Below are 22118 nucleotides of genomic sequence, written 5' to 3' on the forward strand. Positions count from 1 at the left end.
TTCGTACAAAAAAAACTGGCACTCCACTTTCAATTCTCTGAAATAATTAAGGATTTTTAAAAACGAACGATAAAGAAAAGGGACTACATTTCATTTACGTATAATAAATAGTAAAATATACCCTTTATATACTAAAACAAAGAAATATATGATATATTATCCATTAAATACAATGATCGGAGAGACTAAAATGAAGAATAAAGTATTAACGACTTTTATGGCAACTGCTATTACAGCAACCCTAGTATCGCCAATGTCCACTGCAGATGCCGCTTCAAATAATTCATCTTTAAACCACTCAATTCAAATGAATGGGCAGGTAGCTGCAGCCAAAACAAAGGGGCAAACTGTTACCATTAACAACGTCACTAAAGAGAAAGTACTTACATCCAATGGCCAATTTAAAATTAGCCAGTCGCTAAAGCCCCTCTTTAACACATCGAATAAAACTGCATTGATGAATGCCGAAGCAACAATAGTAGTGAAAAATGGCGAAATTACGAGCGTTACAGAACTAACATTAACGAAAGCTGGCACTGATAAAAAGGCGGTATATTTTGATGGTGGTGACGCACAGATTGAAGGAAGTCTAACTGTAAATGCGGATTATGTAAAAGTTCAAAATGTAACGATTAAAGATAAGCTCATTGTAACGAATCGCGTGAAGAAGGCCATTACAATTGATGACGTTACTATCGGGGATACAATTACTTTTAAACCTTTATTAACTAGAAATATTAATTGGTTAAATGTCACTTTAAAAGATATTAAATCTCCAAATATTAACTTGGAGCGTACGAAAGTACATGTGACTTCTGACAAAGCTATTTCAAAAATCGATGTAGTTGGTAAAGTTACAGCATTTGAAGTTACGGCCAATGTTGATAAGCTTACAATCGATGTTGAGAAAGATTTTAGCCTTTACGGGGAAGGTAAAATTGAGCAAGTGATTGTCAAACATGGGGAAAAGGTGGCATTAGACTCAGGACATCTTATTAACAAGGTGCAGGTGGATGATAAAAAAGCCTCTGTAAAATTACCTGTGGCGAATAAAACTGAGCTAAGTAATTTAGTAGCTATACCCCCATACGTTACCGTATCTGTTAATGGAAACGACGTTTTAACAACTGAGAAATGGACAACGCAGGCTGAGCGTACAGCATTTGAATATGCCGTAAGTAGCGCAAGAGCAGTAGCTAATAATTCCAACGCCTCTCAGGAACAAATAAACAACGCGATTACACAATACCGGATTTCATTAACCGTTTATCAAGCTGCACAAAAGAACGGAACAAAATATGTTTACGGCGATAAGTCTTCATTACAATCGATGATTAATTCTATTCAGTATGTAACGGTTTCTTGGAATAATGGTAATGATGTAGCTTCTTATACGCCTTGGACGACGCAAAGTGAAAAGGATGCTCTTACCTATACCGTTTCATCCGCTCAGTATGTTGTAAATAATACCTATGCAACTCAGTCTGATATCACAAATTCTATTAGCAATTTAAACTACGCGATCACAGTTTATAAAAATGCACAAAAATATGGTACTCACCAAACTAGTGGAGATAGATCTGCCCTTTTATCGCTGATTAACTCTGTTCAGTATGTTGCAGTTTCTTGGAATAATGGTAATGATGTAGCTTCTTATACGCCTTGGACGACTCAAAGTGAGAAGGACGCTTTATCTTCTGCCGTTTCATCCGCTCAATCTGTTGCAAATAATACCTATGCAACCCAGTCTGATATCTCAAGTTCTATTAGCAATTTAAACTACGCGATTACAGTTTATAAAAATGCACAAAAATATGGTACTTACCAAACTAATGCCGATAGATCTGCCCTTTTATCGCTGATTAACTCTGTTCAATATGTAACCGTTTCTGTTAATGGCTCTGAATTATCTTCTTATACAATTTGGACGACGCAAAGCGAAAAAGACGCTCTAGTTTCAGCTGTTTCATATGCTCAAAATGTTGCAAATAATGGCTACTCGTCTCAGTCAGAAATTTCGTCTGCCTATAATTATTTATATAGTGCTATTTCAACGTATAGAAGTAATCATAAATCTGGTGTAAACTATCGAAATTATGTTGATAAATCTTGGCTAACATCACTCATTAATTCTATTAAGTATGTGAAAGTTTCTGTGAATGGAGATGGTTCTGATATCCCCTATTATGAACGGTGGACAACAGAACGAGAAAAACGTGACCTAGAAAAAGCAGTTGAACACGCCCAATCTGTTGTTAATAACGCCTATGCTTCTTCGTACGAGGTGACAGATGCTATTAACAGTTTAGACAGGGCCATCAACATCTATAATGATGTCCAACGTTCAGGTAAACAACGATAAAAATTTTTCTATAACAGTTTAAAAACAACAGGCTAGAAAATCTCTATAGCCTGTTGTTTTTTTAAATCAGAGTATATTTAATTCAATAGCTTGATATATGTCGTTTTCCTCAAGATACTACCCGCACGTTGTTCATTTAACGTTACATACGCTTTCATTCGTTCTATAACAAAGGCGTTTCCACTTTGACGATTAACGACCATACCGCTCGCTGGTATCAACCGTCTTTTTATCGATTAAATCAACATCTACATTACAAGACTGTACAATTTCCCCAGCTAATAGAAAGCGTTCAGTAACCTGAAAGAGGCTTATCCCTAAAACACGATTTTTGCGTGCTGAGCCATGCGCATAAGAACCAAAAACAATAGCAAAAGCTGGATTAATTGCTGTAGCTGGCTTTTCAACAACTACCTTTTGCCAGTTTAGTTGCAAACAAACTATCCCCTTAATAGGAGAGTTCTAAGATTCTTGCAGTTCTATCCATCATTCTTGCAATTCTATCCACCTTATCCACCTCTCTTACCTTTCGTATCCCAAGTACATAAGACACAAAGTGTTAAAAAAAATGTACAACCTATCTACCTATTCACTCAAAATATACATAAAAGAATCCTAATATATGATAAAATTGGTTTATCAACATATATTAGGATATTCTCAAGGCAATCAACGATTTCATCTAGGACAAAAATCCTTATGAATTACCATGACACTTGTGAAAAAACCATTTAGGAGGTTTCCCATATTATGAAAAACAAAAGAAAACTAGCCTTTCTCGCCCTAGTTGCGGCCCCTTCACTAATCTATGCTGCACCTACTACGTCAGCATCGGCTGCTGATATTGCAGGACAGGTAAAAACTGCTTACATATACGATAATACTTATTACTACAACTATAAGGTTTCGAATGTTGTTCGACTTATTTCGAATATTAATGATACAACCTCTTCATTCCAAGCGACTTTAGAGACAGCTAGCAAAGCATACGATGAGTTGACGGCAACGGAACAACAGTATGTCACGAATTATTCAACGCTGTCTAATCATAAACAGACGAAAGTAGCGTATCGTAAGCTTGCTGATCAAATTGAAGAGAAATTAGCTTCAGTGGAATCGACTTCCGTTCATTACTACCAAAATGTTATGGAAACGAAAGATTGGTACAATACGTTAAATGCAGCGCAAAAGACCTTTGTAAGTGCGGAATCTCAAAGAATACTGACGTCCTATATCTCACCAAACACATCTATCGATAAAGTGGTCTATAAAATCCAATTGTTAAACTCTTCTCGCATTACCTTCCATCAAGATGTAGCTGATGCTAGAGCTGAGCTTAATGCACTACGCAGACATACAAACGTTTCATTACCTGCTGGTGTCGAAAAGATGTTGTTAGATGCTGAACAACTTGTTGTAAAGGATAAGGCAGCGGCTAAGGAAGTGGAAAACGCTATTGCCGCTTTATCGCCTAAAACGTCCACTGCTCAAGATGTACAGGCAGTGAAAACAGCCTTCGAAGCTTTAACGCCTGTGCAACAGCAGCTTGTACCAAATGTCTGGACTTTAGTAGACTTTGTAAATGGAAAATATGATCTACCTACTAAAGGGAACGGGACTAAAACTCCAGTTTTATCGGATACTGCAGCAGAACCTGGTAAAATCACAGCTATGACTAGAGACAAAAATACCTATACAGCAAAAATAAACGTTGCAGATTCAGAAAATAGTACAGAGCGCTTTGTTTTAACAACAAAATCCAATATGACTGTTATTATTCCACCACTAGGAACTCTTCTTAATGAGGATACTGGTGTTATGGAAATTCAAATTACACGAAATTTAAATCGTATTACATTCCAGGCAACATTAAATAAAAAACAAGTTGAATTCGAGGCGGATATGGAAATCATTATCAATAACCTATCACCGAATGCCTCTATCGTTCGTACCTATGACTTTGGCGAGCAAGAACCTGCTGATTACACTATAGAAGGAAATCGTCATTTCATTCAAACAAAGACACCTGGTTCATTCCAAATTATTAGATAGTAATCCACTTTTAATTTCTAGTAAAGAAAAAACCATAATCCTCTGCTAATTTCGCAGAAGGTTATGGTTTTTTCTGCTCTGCTATTGTTTCTTCACGGTCAACCTCTTCTTTCAAAAGGTCAGGTAGGCACCTGTAACGAAATCCTACTTACATTAATACATCATAAAGAAGACGGTTTCATTCCATTACATCAACAACTTTGGTATTCCAAACAGCCCCCTTTTATCAACATTCTTAGTCCGACAACTGATTAGACAATGCATCGTTATTTCCTTCATCAGAACGTTCTTTTATCACGTTCTTTCAAAAAATTTTCAGATAACTATTGACAATTGTCATAAAACAGGGATAATCATTAATAAAGTTTCCTTAGAGAAACAATATGGGGTTAGCGAAATATTATTATAGAGAGGAATAAAAAATGCGCATGGAAAAAACATTGAAACCACTTTCTGAATGCTCATTCGGAGATTGCTTTTTAATAAAAGAAATTAATATTAAGGGTCCTCTTAGAAGAAGATTATTAGATTTAGGCTTTGTGAAAGAAGCAGAAATCTCTGTTCTTCGTAAAAGTCCTTTAGGAGACCCTGTTGCTTATCGCGTAAGCAATACGACGATTGCATTACGAAATAATGAAAGCTCTATGATTTTGGGCGAAATTGTAAGGGGGAATACAAAATGAGCGTTAATAGAATAGCTTTAGCGGGAAACCCAAATACCGGCAAAAGTACATTATTTAATACATTAACAGGACTGAAACAGCATACTGGGAACTGGCCAGGGAAAACAGTTGTTCATGCAGAAGGATCTTTTGAACACAAAGGACAGCAATATGTACTTGTGGATTTACCCGGGACCTATTCGCTATTTTCCAATTCAGCAGATGAAGAAGTCGCAAGAGACTATATTATTTTTGACCAACCGGATGCAACGATTGTTGTTCTCGATGCAACATCATTAGAGAGAAATTTAAATCTTGCGCTTCAAGTTTTAGAAATGACTAATAATGTCATCATTTGTATCAATTTAATTGATGAAGCTGAGAAAAAAGGGATCCGAATTGATGAACGGAGATTAGCTCGTGAACTAGGAGTCCCAGTTGTAAAAATATCAGCAAGAAATAAAAAAGGGATTAATCGATTGCTGGATACGTTAAATCAACTGGTGAGTGGGCAAATTGTTACAACCCCGTATCGCATGAAATATTCAAAAGAAATAGAGGACGCCATTACAAAGGTTGAATCGAAATTAGAAGGTTATTTTGATGATAAATATCCATCGAGATGGGTTGCGCTTCGCTTACTTGATGGTGATGAGGAATTAATCTTAAAACTGCAACACCATAAAAATAATAAACAGCAAGAGGTGAGAACGAATGGAGTCCCAGTCAGTGTTAAATCATAATTCACTTAAGGGTATTTTAGCTGAAGTAAACGAAGTTTCAAATGAGGATATTCGAGATGAAATCGTTAGTGATATTTATACTAAAAGCAAATCTTTATGTAAAAAAGTAGTATCACAGCAACCTGCAATGTACAGATCTGATAAATTAGATGAAATTTTCACATCCCGCATTTGGGGATTCCCTATTATGCTTATCTTACTTGGGGCTGTCTTTTACATTACTATTGCAGGCGCAAACGTACCTTCAGATATGTTAGCAAACTTATTCGGCTATCTAGAGGGGAAGCTCACAATTCTTTTTGAAACAATGCACGCACCAGAATGGCTACACGGTATTTTAATTCTTGGGCTATTTAGAGGTACAGGTTGGGTTATTAGTGTTATGCTGCCACCAATGGCGATATTCTTCCCTATCTTCGCTCTATTAGAAAACTACGGTTACCTACCACGTGTAGCATTTAATATGGACCGTTTATTTAAACGAGCTGGAGGACATGGGAAACAATCATTAACAATGGCAATGGGCTTTGGCTGTAATGCTGCAGCTATTCTATCAACGAGAATTATAGAATCTCCTCGTGAACGAATGTTAGCCATTTTAACGAACAATTTTGTTCCTTGTAATGGGAGATGGCCTACGCTTATTTTATTAGCATCATTATTTATGGTAACTGGTTTTTCAGGTGCAACAGGTTCATTAGTAACAGCGGCTATTTTAATAGGGTTTGTTATGTTAGGCGTCGTTGTGACATTATCCGTTTCTTGGGTTCTTTCTAAAACGGCTTTAAAGGGTGTACCTACTCATTACACATTAGAGCTTCCACCATTCCGAAAACCAAAGTTTTGGGATACCGTTTTAAGAGCAAGTATTGATAAAGCATGGAATGTATTAAAAAGAGCAGTTATCGTTGCAGCGCCTGCCTCTATTTTAACTTGGGTATTCGCCAATATTTACGTTGGCAATACGAGTATTCTAATGCATTTTGTTAACTTTTTAGATCCGTTTGGTCAGGCTCTTGGTATGGATGGCTTTATTATGGCTGCGTTTATTCTTGGGCTACCAGCCAATGAAATCGTTATCCCTATCCTAATTATGGCGTATTTATCACAAGGAGCTATGCTTGAAATTGAGGATTTATCGAAGCTAAAGCAAGTGTTTATCGACCAAGGATGGACGTGGCTAACAGCATTAAATATGATGTTATTCTCACTTCTACACTTCCCTTGCGGAACAACCTTAGTCAATATTTATAAAGAAACAAAAAGTGCAAAGTGGACATTTATGTCATTTTTAATTCCAACAGTTATTGCCATTGGTGTGACATGGCTAACGGCGACAGTTGCTCGAGCGTTTGGTTGGGTTTGATGATGGAGGGGCTGTTTAGAAGCCCCTCCTTTTAGCGCTTCAGCAAATAGACTGCAATGAAGCGCGGAGTGATGGAAAGGACACTATTTTAATCTTGCTCAACTAGATAAAAATAAGAAGAAACTCTTCAACTAAAAATGTTGAAGGTTTCTTCTTTATTATTCTTTATTTTGTTATTTTATCCTGAACTTTATACATATTACCGTATTTGTCTACTATTACAATTACAATATAATCTCCTTCAATAAACGATGCTGTTGGATGTGTAATAAGTTGTTCAGTACGTCCTTGCGAAAGCTTAGTATTACCGTTACCTTCAATTAAACTTTGAACAGCTCCTGGTGTTTTAGGTACGACTACCTCTAACATTGACACAGCATCTATCTTATCCTGAGAGAGTGTTTTACTGTACATTTTATAATAGTAGGAAGCAGCTTCTCCCTCTTGAACAGAAGGATCTTCAAATACAAAGTCAAATGTTGCTACAATATTTTTACTTCTATCCGTTGAAATAGGTGGTTGTAATTTCGCACTTTCAATATTTGTTTCAAGCGTTCTATAGATGTGTGAAGCTGTTGGCTTACCGTCATTGAATAAATGACCTTTATTAATGGCACTTCCTATATCTGTAATATTAGAGTCTACAGTTAAAGCAAAGCTTTTTTCAACTGGATTAGTAAATGTTAGTATTAGTTTTCTTGGATCCCAAGTATTTTTGGTATCTGAGCCTTCTTCCCATGCCCATGTGTACGATGGTAATGTGGCAGTAGTACCATCTAAATTTGTAAGTTTAAAGAATGGTACATTATTACCTATAATTCCACCTTGATTACTAGGATCACCAACTGCTTCCGAAAATGTTACTTCAAATGTTTTTCCATCAATTCGTTTAAAAATTGGGTCTTCAACACGCGGCTTCGTACCGTCTGAGAAAAAGTCCTGACCAATTTTACCCTTACTACTTGTAATATTGCCATCACTATCGTAAGTCAGCTCTTTCAGAAGTGTTTTATTTCCAAAATTATCCGAAACACCTACATAAATTACATAATCCTTATGTCTCTGTAGGTCCTTAAAATTAATAGTATTTTCCCCTACACGCATAGTTGTCCCTTTTGTTGCAAAAATTTCTTCTTCAGTTGGGACAGGGTTTAATATCGATGGATCAGTATCACTATATTTTTTTCTTATTATATAATAATAAGCCCCATCTTCATTTGAAGAAAATTTAAAAGATCCACTTGTGTCCCCTTCATTCATTTTTAAGGCAGTGTCACTGATATATGGAGCTGTTTTATCACCGATTAACTCTAACGATTTTACTAGAGAGATATTTCCTGATCGATCTCGAAGGACCATATAAACACTATAGCTCTCAAATGGACTTAAAGAGGCAGCTGGAGGGAACGGAACAGTAATTTGCTGATCACCTAAACTTGCCGGATTATCTCCTTTAGACCCTTTTATATCAACCTTTTCGCCGTCAACCTCTAAAAAAGATGCTTCATCTTGAATGGCATTAATTAATAGTCTTCCATCAATTTTTTTCGTATCAATACCTGATTTCATAATAACATAGTGATATGTTCCTGCTCTCGATGCATTAAAATTAACTACTGCACGAGTTTTTTCAGAGTTTAATATTGGCTTACCTATAAAATTAAGTACAGGTTCACCAGTATTTCGATAAACGTATTCCGCACTATTTCGGGGTTTTTCTATATTTGATGGTAAATTTGTATTATTTTCGAATTCGTTTCCTGCTAAATCTTTCACACCAGGTAGAACTGTTACAATTAAGTTATCCCCATTTACAAATCCTGTATTAGAAGGAATTTTTAAAGTTACTCTTGAACCTGTGCTAGTTTTTTCGTATTTAGCGGTTTCCGGTTTTACAATTTTAGGTTGACCTTCGATACTAACAATTACGGTACCACTTAGGTTATAGTTGTTTACATCTTCAGCTGTTGCTTTATCTAATTCTTCGTTAAAGTCTATATAGAATTCGTTCGAATATTCACTAGTACGTTTTAACTCTTTACTAATTAAATATGGCGGCTCATTATCTAATTTGAGTGTCCAAAACGTCTTAGATACAGCGGGATCATTTGAGTAATTACCCGAATCATCCTTCATCACTACATAAAGTTCATACTCTGTTTCAGCCTCTAAACCTGTTAACATTTCAGTAATCCCTAGTTTCCCTGCAACTGCCTTACCCTTACCTGTTGGTTTAGCAACAATATCTGCTGTTGTTGGATCAGCAGCGGTTGTCTTTTTACGTACGTAGTAGTAATAGTCTCCTGGTTCACTCGCTGTAAATGTAAACTCTGCACGTGTACCACCCTGTAGAGGTGTAACTGTTAAAGATTTAACAGTTGGCGGTGTTCCATCTTTCATTTGGAATGATTGTGATTTAATATCCGAAACATTTTTCGCCCCGTCAACAACCATCACATAAACGACATATTCTTTTTTCTCACCTAAATTAGTGATTTTAATAGTGTTTTTGCCATTCACCGCTGCGCCTGTTCCATTTGCCGCATTGTCAGTAGAAATACGATTCACCATTTCTTTTTTCGTTGGTGCTTCAGCGCCTTTTTCACGAACAATATAGTAGTAAGTTCCAACTTTATCTGAAGTAAAGTCGACCTGAATATCACTACCGTTTAGAACTGCTACATTTGTAATGTCGATTAAAGGTTTTGTTTTATCAGCTGGTTTTTGATTATCAATATCGTCTTTATCGACTGGTTTACCGTCTGGATCTGTAATAATGCCAATATTATCTTTATCCTCTAGGAAGTCATCGAAAATATTATTCGGTGACTCGTCCTTCGGTATAATAGCTTTGTCAACATACGTGTAATCGCCAAGATCCACCCAACCATAAACATTATCAACATACAAAATCCCTACGCGACCGTCTATATAAAGCTCTAAATCAGTAAAGCTATTGTAATTTACCCTGTCGATATTACCAGTTCCGTAAATTGTTATCTTCGTTTCTGTATCAAGGTTTAGTGTGCCAATATTTCCTTGAATCTCAAATTCGCGGACATTCCTGATGATGTCTACACGCGGTAGCTTCATATTTGTTTCGATTTTTGTACCACTTTGAGAGACAACTAGGCGTGACACTGTGCTGTTATAAAATTCGATATGTTTTTCAACATTTTTCATCGTCACTTTATCTTTAGACCAGTTCACAAATGGCTTGTTTTTATCAGGATTCTTGTCAGAATTCTGATCTGTCCAATTTTGAAGATCTGTTGTTGGACCGTTATTGGATGAGGACGAGCCTTCATCAGTTGGATTATCTGGATTAGACCAGTTGATAAATGCCGTATTTGTGCTTGCTATAGTAGGGCCCAGCCGTAATGGCTTATAGTAGGAAACGCCTAATTGTAAAGGTGGACGTACCGTTTCATTAACAAACATTGTGCCAGTCAATGTAACATTTGAAAATTCAATATAGTTCCCATTGACAACGATTGTCGCACCAAAGGACCCATGATTACCATCAAACTCTAGAAATCTTGAGCTTGTCCCACTAGCGTTCAATGTTAGCTTCGACACAGAGCGAATGGTTTTCCCTGACAGATCCCCTTCAATAAGTGCACCTTTTAATACCGCGGCGTTATCTTCGTTAAAAATATGCGAGTAACTTGTCGGTACTGTGTAAGGCTCACCATTTATGTAGATCTGTTCGTCTTCAACACCTGTAATTTTGAAAGATGTGGCATTGCCCCTTTGCTCTTGTGAACGCACAATAAAGGATGCAATTTGTCCACGTGTTACCGCATTATATGGTGAGAAAGTGACAGGTGTTGTCCCTTCTGTAATCTTTAAATCTACTAAAGTTTGAATATAGATAGCGTTGCTTGTTTGGCTAGTTACATCTTTGAAACTATTATTGTAATTAGATGCTACCTCAAATTTAAAGCCAAGCACTAAAATTTTCGCTAGTTGCCCACGCGTAATCACTTCATTAGGCATAAATGTTCCATTTGAATACCCAGCCATGATTCCTGCATTTTGTAATGCGGCTATATACTTGTAGTATTCACTACTTTTTGGAACATCTTTAAAATATGGATCTTGTACATTATTTAAATCTAAGTTTAAAACAGTTGCCAGCATTTTTGCTGCTTGACCACGTGTTACATTTTGATCTGGTCGAAAGGTTTTATCTGCATACCCACTTATCGCACCTTGAGAGTATAATTTTAAAATATTATCGTAATGGCTTGAATATTGGTCAATATCCGTGAATGGTGAATTAGCCGCAGCGGCTGCTTTTTGTGGTGGTGGCACTACAACAGCAACCCCACTAGTAGCAAAAACAGTTGCTATAAGTGCTTTATTCACTTTTTGGACTTTTGTTTTATCCATTCCACTCTTCCTTTCATCTATGTATTTGATACGTTCAAAATATCATTTTCATCATACCCTTTATATCGACAGGTATATAGTGAACCTTCATAGATAAACCTAAATTAATGGAAGAAAAACGTTAACAAAATACAGAAATAAATATACGGAAGTTCACCATCATAACGTGAGGTTGATCTCCGTTCCGACTGGGCGCTTTCCTGGGGGCGTCCGATGAGCCGCTTCGCTTCGCTGCAGGGTCTCATCTGTGACGCTAATCCCCAAGGAGTCGCCCAGTCTCCACTCCAATCAACTTATACAATGGCATACGTTTTGTACCAACTTATGTGATGAATCAAAAAACTATTTGGACACTGACACTCTAAGCTACCCAAATTTCACTACTCACCAATCACTTATCTTTTCTCGATTCCTTTCCCTTAATCCAATAAAAAAAGCCAAGGAGCATCGGTGCTTACTTGGCTTTAACGATATATAGGCGTACATCTAGTCGCTTGCGATGTCATAAGGGAAAGGGGGATAACCTTACATCTTGTCAAGTCGATCGAGAGATGTGTCCCGAGTTTACGTATCATTTGAACAGGATATATAAGTCATATGGGAAATGACTTAAAAGTAGCTTGCCCAAATAATCGTTCCATTAATCATGTACCCCAAAAATTAGAAATGTATGCTTATTTTAAAACTTTTTTTATTTATTTTTTAGATCTGCTACCATGACTCGATTTCGTCCAGCTTGTTTTGCAAGATACAGCGCATCATCTGCTGCTTCAATCAACTTTTCTGTCGTGTCAGCCATATGTGGATACACTGCAACACCCGCCGATAATGTAACTGGGCGACCACAAGGACTCGTAGTATGTGCCAACATATCGCGAAGTTGTTCAGCAACCTGTGCGGCTTCCTTAGCAGTAGTAGTTGGCAATAACATCACAAATTCCTCACCACCATAGCGACAGCAAACATCTCCTTCACGAGCGACCGCTTTCATATTAAGAGCCAAAAATTGTAAAACTTTATCACCTACGGCATGACCATACGTATCATTAACACTTTTAAAATGATCTAGATCTAGCAAAATAAGGGCATGTGGCAAATCGTTCTCAAGCCACTCAGCTAGCATCGCATCCATTGTGCGACGATTAGTTACACCTGTTAACGGATCTGTTGTAGATTGATCTTTAAAATAGGACACCTGTCCCTGTAAAAAAGTTAAACTCCGAATGAGTGCACTTTTTAAAAAGTGCGCTTCAAAGTACCAACTACGTACAGATTTCAAGCCTTCTACATTTTTCGATTCCATGCTCTCCTCTGTTAAAGTAGCCAATTGCTGTAACGGATTAGCTATACGTGCTGCCATCCAAAGGACTATAAAAAGCGAAATTAGCATTAGCGGAATGGATTTTATAGCTACATCCTGTACTCTATCAAACGAAGGAGCCAATGCTACCTTTAACGGTCTTTGAGCAACTACTCCCCAGCCTGTTAAAGGTACGGTGCTATAACCAGCAAGCATTTCTACTCCTCTAGTATTTGTTACTTGCTGAGCCCCACTTTTCCTAGAAACCACTGCTTGAACAACTTCATTATCAATAGCGATATCATTGACCCGACTTGAGTCCTGATGATAGATAACGCGCCCATCTGAATCAACTACGTACACATATGAACCATCATGATAATAATGCTCCCCGAGTAATTCATTAAAAACATTTCGTTCCTTTAAATAAATTGTCCCAGCTACCATTCCTAAATATTCATTTGTCTCTGAAAATATAGGATACGAGATAAAAATAAGGAGACGCCCTGTAATCCCCTTATAAGGCTTTGAGACAAGAGGTTCCCTTTTAGATAAAGCCTCTTTCGCTCCAACTGAAGTTAATACTTTACCTTGTACCTCCTCAGATGGTGGTGAAATAGATAATACATGACCTTTTGCATTTGTAATAAGAACAGAGTTAAACATGTTATTTTGCTCTTTCAAACGCTCGGTTTCCTGAATTAATGCATTGCTATCATGCATTTTCGTCTTTATCGCACTCACGCTATACTTTAAAATTTGGAAAGATTCTTCAAGATAGGAACTTGCGGTTGTTGCTAATTTCTGTGCATATACTCGATTCGTTTCAAGCGAATTTTCTTTAATCGAAGCAACATTCATACGGTAACCGCTCCAAACGCTACCAATGCCTGTTAAGAAAAAAGCTGCCATGGCAACACCCATGATTAAATACTTTAACTTTATTTGTTTTGATTTCATTTTCTATTATTTACCCCTAGTTTATAATTTCTTCTATTATTCTATTTAAGCACAAAAAATTCCTTATTACTTTTGAAGTCCCTTTTTTACAAAAGCTTATTATAAAAATTCGAGATGAAAATTGACCTTGTATATAAGGGGCACACGAGTGAAGCGGCTCATCGAACCCCCTTAGGAAGCTTTGCTCTGTGCGAAAGCGCAGCGGCAGCGATAAAGCGCTCAGCCGGAACGGAAATCACTCTAACACTTTGATGATTAGCCATATAGTAGACAAAGTTCCAGGATTTTAGCATCGTTAACGTGACAAAAATATAGTATTTTATATCTATAGGACTTTTATTATTTTGATAGATTTTCATTATAAATTTATTATTAGAAGAGGGTTTAAATATGTTGTTACGTAAAGTAGCTCCAATTATGGTTGGTTTTAGTATGGCTTTATGGACGAATACTGCTCTCAATTCGAATAAGTCAGCTCGTACAAAAATAACAAATACACAAAATACCTTGTCACTATCCAGCTTTCAAAGTGAGTATAAAATGAAATGGCATCAAGTAGAGATGGACTACTCCCAATATTTCCTCGTAGGAAGGCATAATTCCAAAGTGGTCGGAGGCTATGAAACACGCGCTGGGCATAGCGTATTTGGTATTCCTATTGGTGCTAATCGAATAGATGTGACTAGAATATACGGTCTTCCACTTAGAGCTATTCACTATCAAAGCACAAGCTATTTGCTCGATTACAATGATTGTGACGGTAATACTTCACACGGGACCTATTTAATCGATGGTCACTATGTTACTTTTTACTATGATTTACACAAAAACAATATTGTTCGTTCTATTATTTGGATTAATGCCAAAACCGAATTTAGTAAACGTGGTTATTATGGTAAGCCTTCCGATGAACTACGAATAGGCCTTGAAGATTTAATGGTTGAACTTATTAACCATGAGCGGGTTAGAGAAGGTTTGCAACCACTCATTTATGACAAAAGATGCAATCCTATCGCTCGGCAGCATAGTAGCAATATGATCACACACCAATTCTTTAGTCATGAAGATCATAATGGTAATCATTCCAATGATCGCCTCAATGCTGGTAGAGTTAATCACTATTGGTATGGCGAAAATATAGCACAAGGTCAGCCCAATAGTATATTCGCCCATGAAGCACTGATGAATTCAAAAGGACATCGTATAAATATTTTAAGAAAAGAATTTACACATATTTTTGTTGGTGTCTGCTTCAAAGATAACGGTGCGCCCTATTATACAATTAACTTTTATTCTAAGTAATTTAATAGTTACGTTGATGGCGGATGACCAATATACACAAAAATCTCTATGCAGAAATCTATTGCATAGAGATTTTTTAACCTTATCGCCGTGTAAAATTTATTAAAACATATGATTTTATAAGTGATTGGTTTGGATTTATTATAGAGATAACATACATTCTGAATTTTTTCACTTTTATTGTTATTCTGACATATGATTTTTCCACTAGATATTTTATAATAAAATTTAACATAGTCAAGCCATCAATTCTTTTGTTATAATACTGATAATTTATCACCGCACTGTATTAATACAGTGGTGATGCATGCTTTTCACAAAATGGGGATTATGAGAAAAGCGCTACAATGCATTCTTGAATACAGTGTAGCCTACACAAAAAGGGGTTGGGAGATTTGGGTATTTTAAAGGGGTTAAAAATTCTCGATTTTTCTGCATTACTACCGGGACCAATGGCAACGATGATATTTGCTGATCTTGGCGCTGAGGTTATTCACGTTGAATCATCAAAACGCGTAGATTTAACACGTATTATGCCTCCTTACGACGATGATCATGAGGCGTATATTCATCAACATTTGAATCGTTCTAAAAAGTCATTAACATTAAATTTAAAATCACCTGAAGCTATAGAAATTGTTAAGTCACTCGTGAAAGAGTACGACATCATTATCGAAGGATTTCGACCCGGTGTCATGCAACGACTTGGCATCGGCTATGAGGCTCTAAAAGAAGTAAACCCTAAGGTTATTTATTGCGCTATTACAGGCTATGGACAAACTGGACCATATAGCAATCGGCCAGGACATGACAATAACTATTTATCATTAGCGGGCATACTTGATTATTCACGTCATAAAGATAAAAAGCCTGTCTCAATGGGTATTCAGCTTGCTGATTTGGCTGGGGGCACGATGCATTCAGCAATCGGAGTACTCGCAGCTGCTTTACATCGTGAAAAAACAGGTAAAGGGCAATATATTGATATAAGTATGACCGATGCTGTATTTTCACTCAATGCTATGTATGGATCTGCCTATATTGGCGGCGGTCGTATACCTCAGCCTGAGCAAGAAATTTTAAATGGTGGTAGCTACTATGACTTTTACAAAACAAAGGATGGCCGATTTTTCTCGGTAGGAAGTCTTGAACCTCAATTCCGCAGATTACTCTGTGAAGCGCTTGATATTCCTGAGCTCATTGATAATACGTTTAATGATTCATACTACACACAAATTCGTTTTAAAGAAGCTGTCCATGATGCGTTTTTATCGAAGACTTATGAAGATTGGCTTGAAGTATTTAACGAGGATTTCGAGGGATGTGTCGAACCAGTATTAACTTTTCCAGAAGCATGCGAGCATCCTCAGCTTAAGGCTCGTGATATGATTGTTGATATTCCAAAAAGCGATGGTACTACGCAAAAACAAATTGCATCTGCTTTTAAGTTTGACGGTTATAAGCCTCAGTACAAGCATGTCGGTGCCAAGCTTGGAGAGCATAATGAAGAAGTGTTGTCTTCACTTGGCTATAGTGTCGAGCAAATTGCTGACTTAAAGGACAAAGGAGTTTTAGAATAATATCGTTAGCCAACTACACGAAATAAAAAAAAGGTGTCTACTGTTGCAAAAAACACATAGACACTTTTTTGTATTTCTAATCAATTATGCCTCGGCAAGATGTTAATAACTCAGTCGTATATTGTTGCTGTCGCTTCGCTTTCGCACAGAAAAAACCGTGTTGCTGTCGCTTCGCTTTCGCACAGATAAATTGCCACAGGACGTCCGTTCTTGGACGAAGTTCCTCTATTATTACAGCGGATGTCTTTTGTGCCGATAGCTTAGACAGGTATGGATGTTTGTACACCCGCCGAAATAAGTTAAACATATGCGCTAATAAAGACTCGTAGCTTTTCAAAATGGTCATCAATAAGTAAATATTTTTTATAAATTTCCATTAATTTTTCAAACAGCTCATACTGTTCCGTCACAAATAAAACTTTTAAAATATTGAGCATATGCAAGGATGCGCTCAGTGCTACCAAATAGCAAGGTGTTTCTAGCTGACGATAATATCGACGCCATTCTTCCACAGACAAGCCAATATGCTGTAATGAATTATTCACATGGAGAGCAATATCCTGTTGAACTGATGCCTCAATCGCAATAAATTGCTCATTACTATAGTTACCCTGTACTAAAGAGGCATGTATTTTTTTATTGGATGCTAGTACATGTTCCTTTAAAAGCAGGAGCCCCTCTTGATAACGCCCCATTTTCACATAATGATCAAGCAATATGGCATACAAGTTTTCTAAAAAATTAAGTTCATAATTTTTAATAATGGCCGGAGGTGTTGGCTTACGATTCGGCAATAAGTCCTTATATTCCAACAAAATCTCTATCGCGTAATTATTAAGTCGTTCATCTTCTAATAAATACTCTCCGTAGTGAATAACAGTTTCAGAATTCTGCTCATGATGTGCTATATGAAACAGTAGATATGCAATCAGAACTTTTTCTTTCTCTGTCAGTGCATACATCGAATAACGCCAATCCGCTTCAAAGGAAGTAATTAGCGCTTTAACACAACGATAATCCCCTTTCGATAAACGATAATGCGTTACAATTTGGTAAAGATGTAACTGTTTTTTAGCCAAGCATGTAGAATTTCGGTTATCCACATAAGTTATACACTTATCAAGAGTTTCTCTATAATTATTCACAAAGTTATCCACATGTACACAAGTTTTTCTTGTGGATTGCTCAACATGACCCATCATTTCATGGATAAATGTGAATTGTTCTAATGGTTTGTGGATAAATAGTGAATAAACTTTTTTTATGAAAAGCCAATGCCAAAATTGGGCTTCTTCTTTATAAATCATATGCACAAAATATTCATTGTCAAATTTATATAAAAATATAGTTTGTAGTTCGTTAACTGGCATTGTAATTTGCATTCGCTTCCCGAAAATTAGCCAAATTAATCGCTCTAAGTCCATTGTATGCTGTGCAAAAAGCTGCTCAAAAAAGGTCTCCTTGCCTTTTTGCGTATAAAAAAAGGCATTGAGACGTTCATTAACAAATTTAGTATCTAAACCATGGTTATTAAAAAAAGTTTTCATATCTGCCGTTACACGACCCCAATATTTTCGTGCAGTTGAAAACGCAATATTCATCGCTGTTTCCTCATTCACTAAAAATAAACTAGGTGAAAGTGCAGTACCTAGAATTTTCGGGTCTGCTGGTGAATCAATCTCTGCTTCTACCCATTTTGAAAGTAACTTTTCAGCACCCTTTTCACCACTTTGTTTATAGGTCATGAATAACTGCTCATCACAATCCAACAACATGCAAATGGAGCCCCCCATCAAATTCAACCAACAAAGATCTTCCCCTATCATGTAAAATACTTGCCTAAAAGTTTAATCACTCTTTCTTCAATATAACAAATCTTATCCAACATATGCTAAAGAAATCGTGATATGGATAAAAGAAATGACAGCAAAAGTATTCGTGTAATATCGACAACTTTAACTACAACGCATAAAAAAAGCCATCTAAAGGTCAAATACCTTATAGATGGGGAAAGGATTTGCTGTTTAAAAGATGAGCGGCAAATGAGCCCATTGGACAATCACTCATAAGTTGGTAGCCCATTCGTATTGTCACAAATAGCTCATTGCCTACGCCAGCTCAAAGCTAACGCCATAGTACGCACAACTTAAAAAGCTATGCATCATTCACCAATACAAACGAGAAAAAGCACTCTCACAGCAGTAGACGAGCGACCAACAAAATAGTTACAAAAAAAATCCGTCAATTTGACGGATTTTTTTCTGCATCGAAAGCGCAGCGACAGATGCAAAAAGCTCTTTACGTCAAATTTTTTGAGGGGTGTTTTTCTGCCCCGAAAGCGCAGCGGCAGGGGCAAAAGTTTTTCTAATCCGTCTATTTTGACGGATTTTTTTCTGCATCGAAAGCACAGCGACAGATGCAAAAATCTCTTTACGTCAAATTTTTTGAGGGATGTTTTTCTGCATCGAAAGCGCAGCGGCAGATACAATGTTTAGCTTTGCGAAGAACAAGACATATTTCCGCCACTTGCTTAAATTTTTTCCTCACCAAAATAAAGGATACTTCCGCGTTTCTCGCAGATTATTTATCACAAGACAAAAAAATACGATAATGAGAGCACCAATAAGAACGGGCATTACTAGATAGCTCCAACCATAGCCTCCTAAAATAATAATAATTGGATTCGCTCCTGCTGGCGGATGAATGCTTCCTAATAAGGTCATAAAAAAAATAGTTAAACTTACGCCAAGGCTAATTGAGACTATGCTCGTCCCTAACAACGAATACATGGTCAAGCCGACAAAGGCTGAAATTAAATGACCTCCTATAATATTTCGAGGTTGTGACAACGGCGCATTCCAAACGACAAATACAAGTACACAGCTCCCACCAAGTGACCCCATTAACCATGGGGTACCTGTATAGTTCGTCAACCAAAGCAAGGCGGAAATACATATTAATCCACCGATTGCACCTGTTATTGCATCGGCAAAATTTGTTCGTGAAGGAGCATGTCCCCCACCTTTCATCTTGAATATGTATGTTTTAATAGGATTTGATTTTTCTTCCTTGTCCTGTAAACGTACGGAATCTGCCATGAGTCACCTTTCTTTCTATTCATAATTCTATAGAACCGTATCATTTTTTGTATATTCTAAGCTTGTTCTATTAAACAACTACTTAATAGAGTCCAATTTACAAGTGTAATATTTTGTAAATCATTTAAAGTATGTCTTTCACCATATTTTTTAGCATTATAATCTATTAGAAAGAAAAAGCAAACTATGAAATTTTCTAGTTTGCTTTCTTTTTAGGCTTTTAGGTATGCATTTAATCATATTGTTTTTTCACTGGTTTATAAATTTTTGCTTTTTTCAGTACTGTTTTAGGTACTTGGAAAGTTGCTGTTACAACTCCTGGATGACGACCAATTTCAATCGATCCTGTAATTGTCGCTCGATTCATAACCTCTGGCTCGCTCATCTCAAAAAGCCTTGCAGCACGACTTATAGCATTAGTTGTTGCTTCATTTAATGTTGTTCCAGAGCCAATAATTGATACAGGGAATACGTCCTCCACTTGTTTAACGCCGAATTCCTCAGCAAGCTCACGTGCACGACGTTTTTCTTCCTTTGTAAAAGGTTTAGCCGTATAAGGTAAATCCTCTGTATTTGGCAATAGCACGGGGCCATCCAAAGCTACTTTTTTCAACACACTTACCTGAAGTTGAACAATACCAGCAACATCCGTTGTATGTCCTGCAATTTCTCCGTCCCCTTGCATTGCGTGCATATCACCAATATACACACCACCGCCCGGAACCTTTACTGGACAAATAATTGTTGCTCCCTCACGAACACGGCTTATATCCATATGTCCATCTGTACGATGTGTATCTAATTCAGTCTGCGTAAATGCATATTCATGTGGCGCACCAATTAAAAAAGAGCCAAAGTCACCAGCATTATGGGAATCGGGCATCGCCTTTGAAGGTGTCGTTCCAAGCTGCCCTAAAAAAGGTCGCATTCTTGCCATAACACCAATCAAATCACTTGGTGCTAATGCAACCGCAGGATTTTGCACAGAATTTTCAGGTGTACGCATATAATTTTTAGCATCAAGTGCAATACGACGAGCACCTTCTCGCCCAACAGTCACACCAATATTGCCTTTATGATCTAACGCCATAGTATAGCCATGCGTCATGTTAAAAGGTGATGTTTCTGTATCACATGTCGAACAGCGAATGGCCTGTCGACCTATTCCTTTGACAACTGTATTAGGATGTAGCTTACCACAGCCGGGACACTTTACTGATACGAATGGATCCCCAATGAATCGGTCTAAAATCGCCTCATCATGCCCAGATGCCGTTGCTACTGATGTTACCTGTATTGATTTAATCTTGATAACAATGGCGTCTCCTACCTCTGCCCCTTCTACAAATACAGGCTTCGTTACTTCATGCCCACCGCGGATCGTTGGTGTTAGCATCGGGCCCCAACAGCCTGGTGTCGTATTAGCAATAATTGTTCCACCGTCTTTGACAGGTCCAAGCATATTTTGTTGTGGATCTAAAATACCATCTATGAACTCATTTACGAATAACGTTTCGACAGCTTGCGGCTGCTGTACAAGATCTTCACTTTGTATTCCTTCTTTTTCTAGCATTTGCAATTCGCTTGTCATTTTTTCGTCACGCTCCTAGTTCTAATTTTATGTATATACTTAAGTTAAAAATGCTCTCCACAAAACGTAGAGAGCTATATTTTTAATTGTTCATGTATAAATCAAATATGTGTGAGAAATCACCTTTCTTGTATTTTTCTTTATGATCAATCATCCAATTATTCGCAAAATATGTAATCTCCTCAAATGATGCAGATGGTGAGACATTGTCATTGCCGACACGACCAATGGATGAAAAAACTCTTTTCTGCTACCTCTAGCTTGTATGCATTTTGCTTTTGCTCATAGCTAATGGCATGCAACACTTCATATAAATCTTTAATGTCATCGATAAAACGTTTATGAATATCAATTGATAATGGTTTATTGTCGATTGTAAATTTAATTTCGACATTAAGGTCAATAGTTCCTGCTGTTTCGAGGAATACATTACTAATATTGTGCATTAGGTAGTCGTAACGACGCAGTAAACGCTTTTTGCTCACCGCGCACTCACCGTTTACATGGATAATCGCACGATTTGTAAAGCAATAATCATCTGCGTCCGTCATCATAGCCCTCTCGAGTGATAACTACCCGAAATCTGAAAGTCCGAGCGCGTCTGCTGCTATTTTTTTAAAACATTGTTTCCACCTTAATGATTGACACTCTTATTACGCTTTTACATCTGTAAACGTGTCAAAAAGCCTTAGTACTCTTACTAGTAC

Annotated in this window: 13 protein-coding genes and 1 pseudogene; 7 read left to right on the plus strand and 7 right to left on the minus strand. The window is 37.1% G+C overall.

The features are described from left to right. The first annotated feature begins 190 nt into the window (after positions 1-190). Entirely contained in the window at positions 191-2362 is a 2172-nt protein-coding gene (locus ACIQ7N_RS15550; protein ID WP_402933623.1) for an S-layer protein, read from the plus strand. 192 nt (positions 2363-2554) lie between these two features. Here the strand turns inward: ACIQ7N_RS15550 and ACIQ7N_RS15555 are convergent, their stop codons facing one another. Beyond that, entirely contained in the window at positions 2555-2797 is a 243-nt protein-coding gene (locus ACIQ7N_RS15555; protein WP_402933625.1) for a nucleotidyltransferase domain-containing protein, read from the minus strand. A 315-nt stretch (positions 2798-3112) separates the two neighbouring features. Between ACIQ7N_RS15555 and ACIQ7N_RS15560 the strand changes: the two genes are divergently transcribed. The 4 genes from ACIQ7N_RS15560 to ACIQ7N_RS15575 all read left to right on the plus strand — a co-directional run bounded on the left by ACIQ7N_RS15560 (position 3113) and on the right by ACIQ7N_RS15575 (position 7185). After that, entirely contained in the window at positions 3113-4414 is a 1302-nt protein-coding gene (locus tag ACIQ7N_RS15560; protein ID WP_402933627.1) for a hypothetical protein, read from the plus strand. A 422-nt stretch (positions 4415-4836) separates the two neighbouring features. Then, positions 4837-5097, plus strand: a complete 261-nt coding sequence (locus ACIQ7N_RS15565) for a FeoA family protein (protein ID WP_400939848.1) — start codon at positions 4837-4839, stop codon at positions 5095-5097. Beyond that, entirely contained in the window at positions 5094-5819 is a 726-nt protein-coding gene (locus ACIQ7N_RS15570) for a FeoB small GTPase domain-containing protein (protein ID WP_402933630.1), read from the plus strand. Before ACIQ7N_RS15565 ends, ACIQ7N_RS15570 begins: the two co-directional genes overlap by 4 nt. Then, a complete protein-coding gene (locus ACIQ7N_RS15575; protein WP_402933632.1) occupies positions 5791-7185 on the plus strand; it encodes a nucleoside recognition domain-containing protein in 1395 nt (464 codons plus the stop codon). The genes ACIQ7N_RS15570 and ACIQ7N_RS15575 overlap by 29 nt, the downstream gene beginning before the upstream one ends. Before the next feature lie 165 nt (positions 7186-7350). Here the strand turns inward: ACIQ7N_RS15575 and ACIQ7N_RS15580 are convergent, their stop codons facing one another. Then, positions 7351-11580 carry an S-layer homology domain-containing protein gene (locus tag ACIQ7N_RS15580; RefSeq protein WP_402933634.1) on the minus strand — a complete coding sequence of 1410 codons (4230 nt, stop codon included), beginning with the start codon at positions 11578-11580 and terminating at the stop codon, positions 7351-7353. A 691-nt stretch (positions 11581-12271) separates the two neighbouring features. Then, on the minus strand, positions 12272-13840 hold the full coding sequence (locus ACIQ7N_RS15585) for a sensor domain-containing diguanylate cyclase (protein WP_402933636.1): 1569 nt from the start codon (positions 13838-13840) through the stop codon (positions 12272-12274). Positions 13841-14230: 390 nt separating this feature from the next. Here ACIQ7N_RS15585 and ACIQ7N_RS15590 point away from each other — a divergent pair, with 390 nt between their 5' ends. Both ACIQ7N_RS15590 and ACIQ7N_RS15595 read left to right on the plus strand, forming a co-directional pair. After that, complete coding sequence (locus ACIQ7N_RS15590) at positions 14231-15142, plus strand: CAP domain-containing protein (protein WP_402933638.1); 912 nt, start codon at positions 14231-14233, stop codon at positions 15140-15142. A gap of 395 nt (positions 15143-15537) precedes the next feature. Then, positions 15538-16722, plus strand: a complete 1185-nt coding sequence (locus ACIQ7N_RS15595; protein ID WP_402933640.1) for a CaiB/BaiF CoA transferase family protein — start codon at positions 15538-15540, stop codon at positions 16720-16722. A 299-nt stretch (positions 16723-17021) separates the two neighbouring features. Here the strand turns inward: ACIQ7N_RS15595 and ACIQ7N_RS15600 are convergent, their stop codons facing one another. From ACIQ7N_RS15600 to ACIQ7N_RS15615, 4 genes and pseudogenes are all read right to left on the minus strand, one after another. Then, on the minus strand, positions 17022-18497 hold the full coding sequence (locus tag ACIQ7N_RS15600; protein WP_402933642.1) for a hypothetical protein: 1476 nt from the start codon (positions 18495-18497) through the stop codon (positions 17022-17024). Between the two features lie 768 nt (positions 18498-19265). Then, complete coding sequence (locus ACIQ7N_RS15605) at positions 19266-19820, minus strand: HPP family protein (protein ID WP_402933645.1); 555 nt, start codon at positions 19818-19820, stop codon at positions 19266-19268. Positions 19821-20052: 232 nt separating this feature from the next. After that, positions 20053-21411, minus strand: a complete 1359-nt coding sequence (locus ACIQ7N_RS15610) for an acetamidase/formamidase family protein (protein WP_402933647.1) — start codon at positions 21409-21411, stop codon at positions 20053-20055. 82 nt (positions 21412-21493) lie between these two features. Then, a pseudogene (locus ACIQ7N_RS15615) lies at positions 21494-22022 on the minus strand (PH domain-containing protein). Between the last annotated feature and the right edge of the window lie 96 nt (positions 22023-22118).

Origin of the sequence: Lysinibacillus sp. NPDC095746 (assembly GCF_044763535.1) — a bacterium.
In the GTDB taxonomy this organism is placed as follows: domain Bacteria; phylum Bacillota; class Bacilli; order Bacillales_A; family Planococcaceae; genus Lysinibacillus.

Coding starts and splice junctions, on each gene's coding strand:
- ACIQ7N_RS15575 (WP_402933632.1), top strand. CDS start 5,791: ATGGAGTCCCAGTCAGTGTTAAATCATAATTCACTTAAGGGTATTTTA.
- ACIQ7N_RS15605 (WP_402933645.1), bottom strand. CDS start 19,820: ATGGCAGATTCCGTACGTTTACAGGACAAGGAAGAAAAATCAAATCCT.
- ACIQ7N_RS15570 (WP_402933630.1), top strand. CDS start 5,094: ATGAGCGTTAATAGAATAGCTTTAGCGGGAAACCCAAATACCGGCAAA.
- ACIQ7N_RS15610 (WP_402933647.1), bottom strand. CDS start 21,411: ATGACAAGCGAATTGCAAATGCTAGAAAAAGAAGGAATACAAAGTGAA.
- ACIQ7N_RS15590 (WP_402933638.1), top strand. CDS start 14,231: ATGTTGTTACGTAAAGTAGCTCCAATTATGGTTGGTTTTAGTATGGCT.
- ACIQ7N_RS15550 (WP_402933623.1), top strand. CDS start 191: ATGAAGAATAAAGTATTAACGACTTTTATGGCAACTGCTATTACAGCA.
- ACIQ7N_RS15565 (WP_400939848.1), top strand. CDS start 4,837: ATGCGCATGGAAAAAACATTGAAACCACTTTCTGAATGCTCATTCGGA.
- ACIQ7N_RS15600 (WP_402933642.1), bottom strand. CDS start 18,497: ATGTTGTTGGATTGTGATGAGCAGTTATTCATGACCTATAAACAAAGT.
- ACIQ7N_RS15560 (WP_402933627.1), top strand. CDS start 3,113: ATGAAAAACAAAAGAAAACTAGCCTTTCTCGCCCTAGTTGCGGCCCCT.
- ACIQ7N_RS15580 (WP_402933634.1), bottom strand. CDS start 11,580: ATGGATAAAACAAAAGTCCAAAAAGTGAATAAAGCACTTATAGCAACT.
- ACIQ7N_RS15585 (WP_402933636.1), bottom strand. CDS start 13,840: ATGAAATCAAAACAAATAAAGTTAAAGTATTTAATCATGGGTGTTGCC.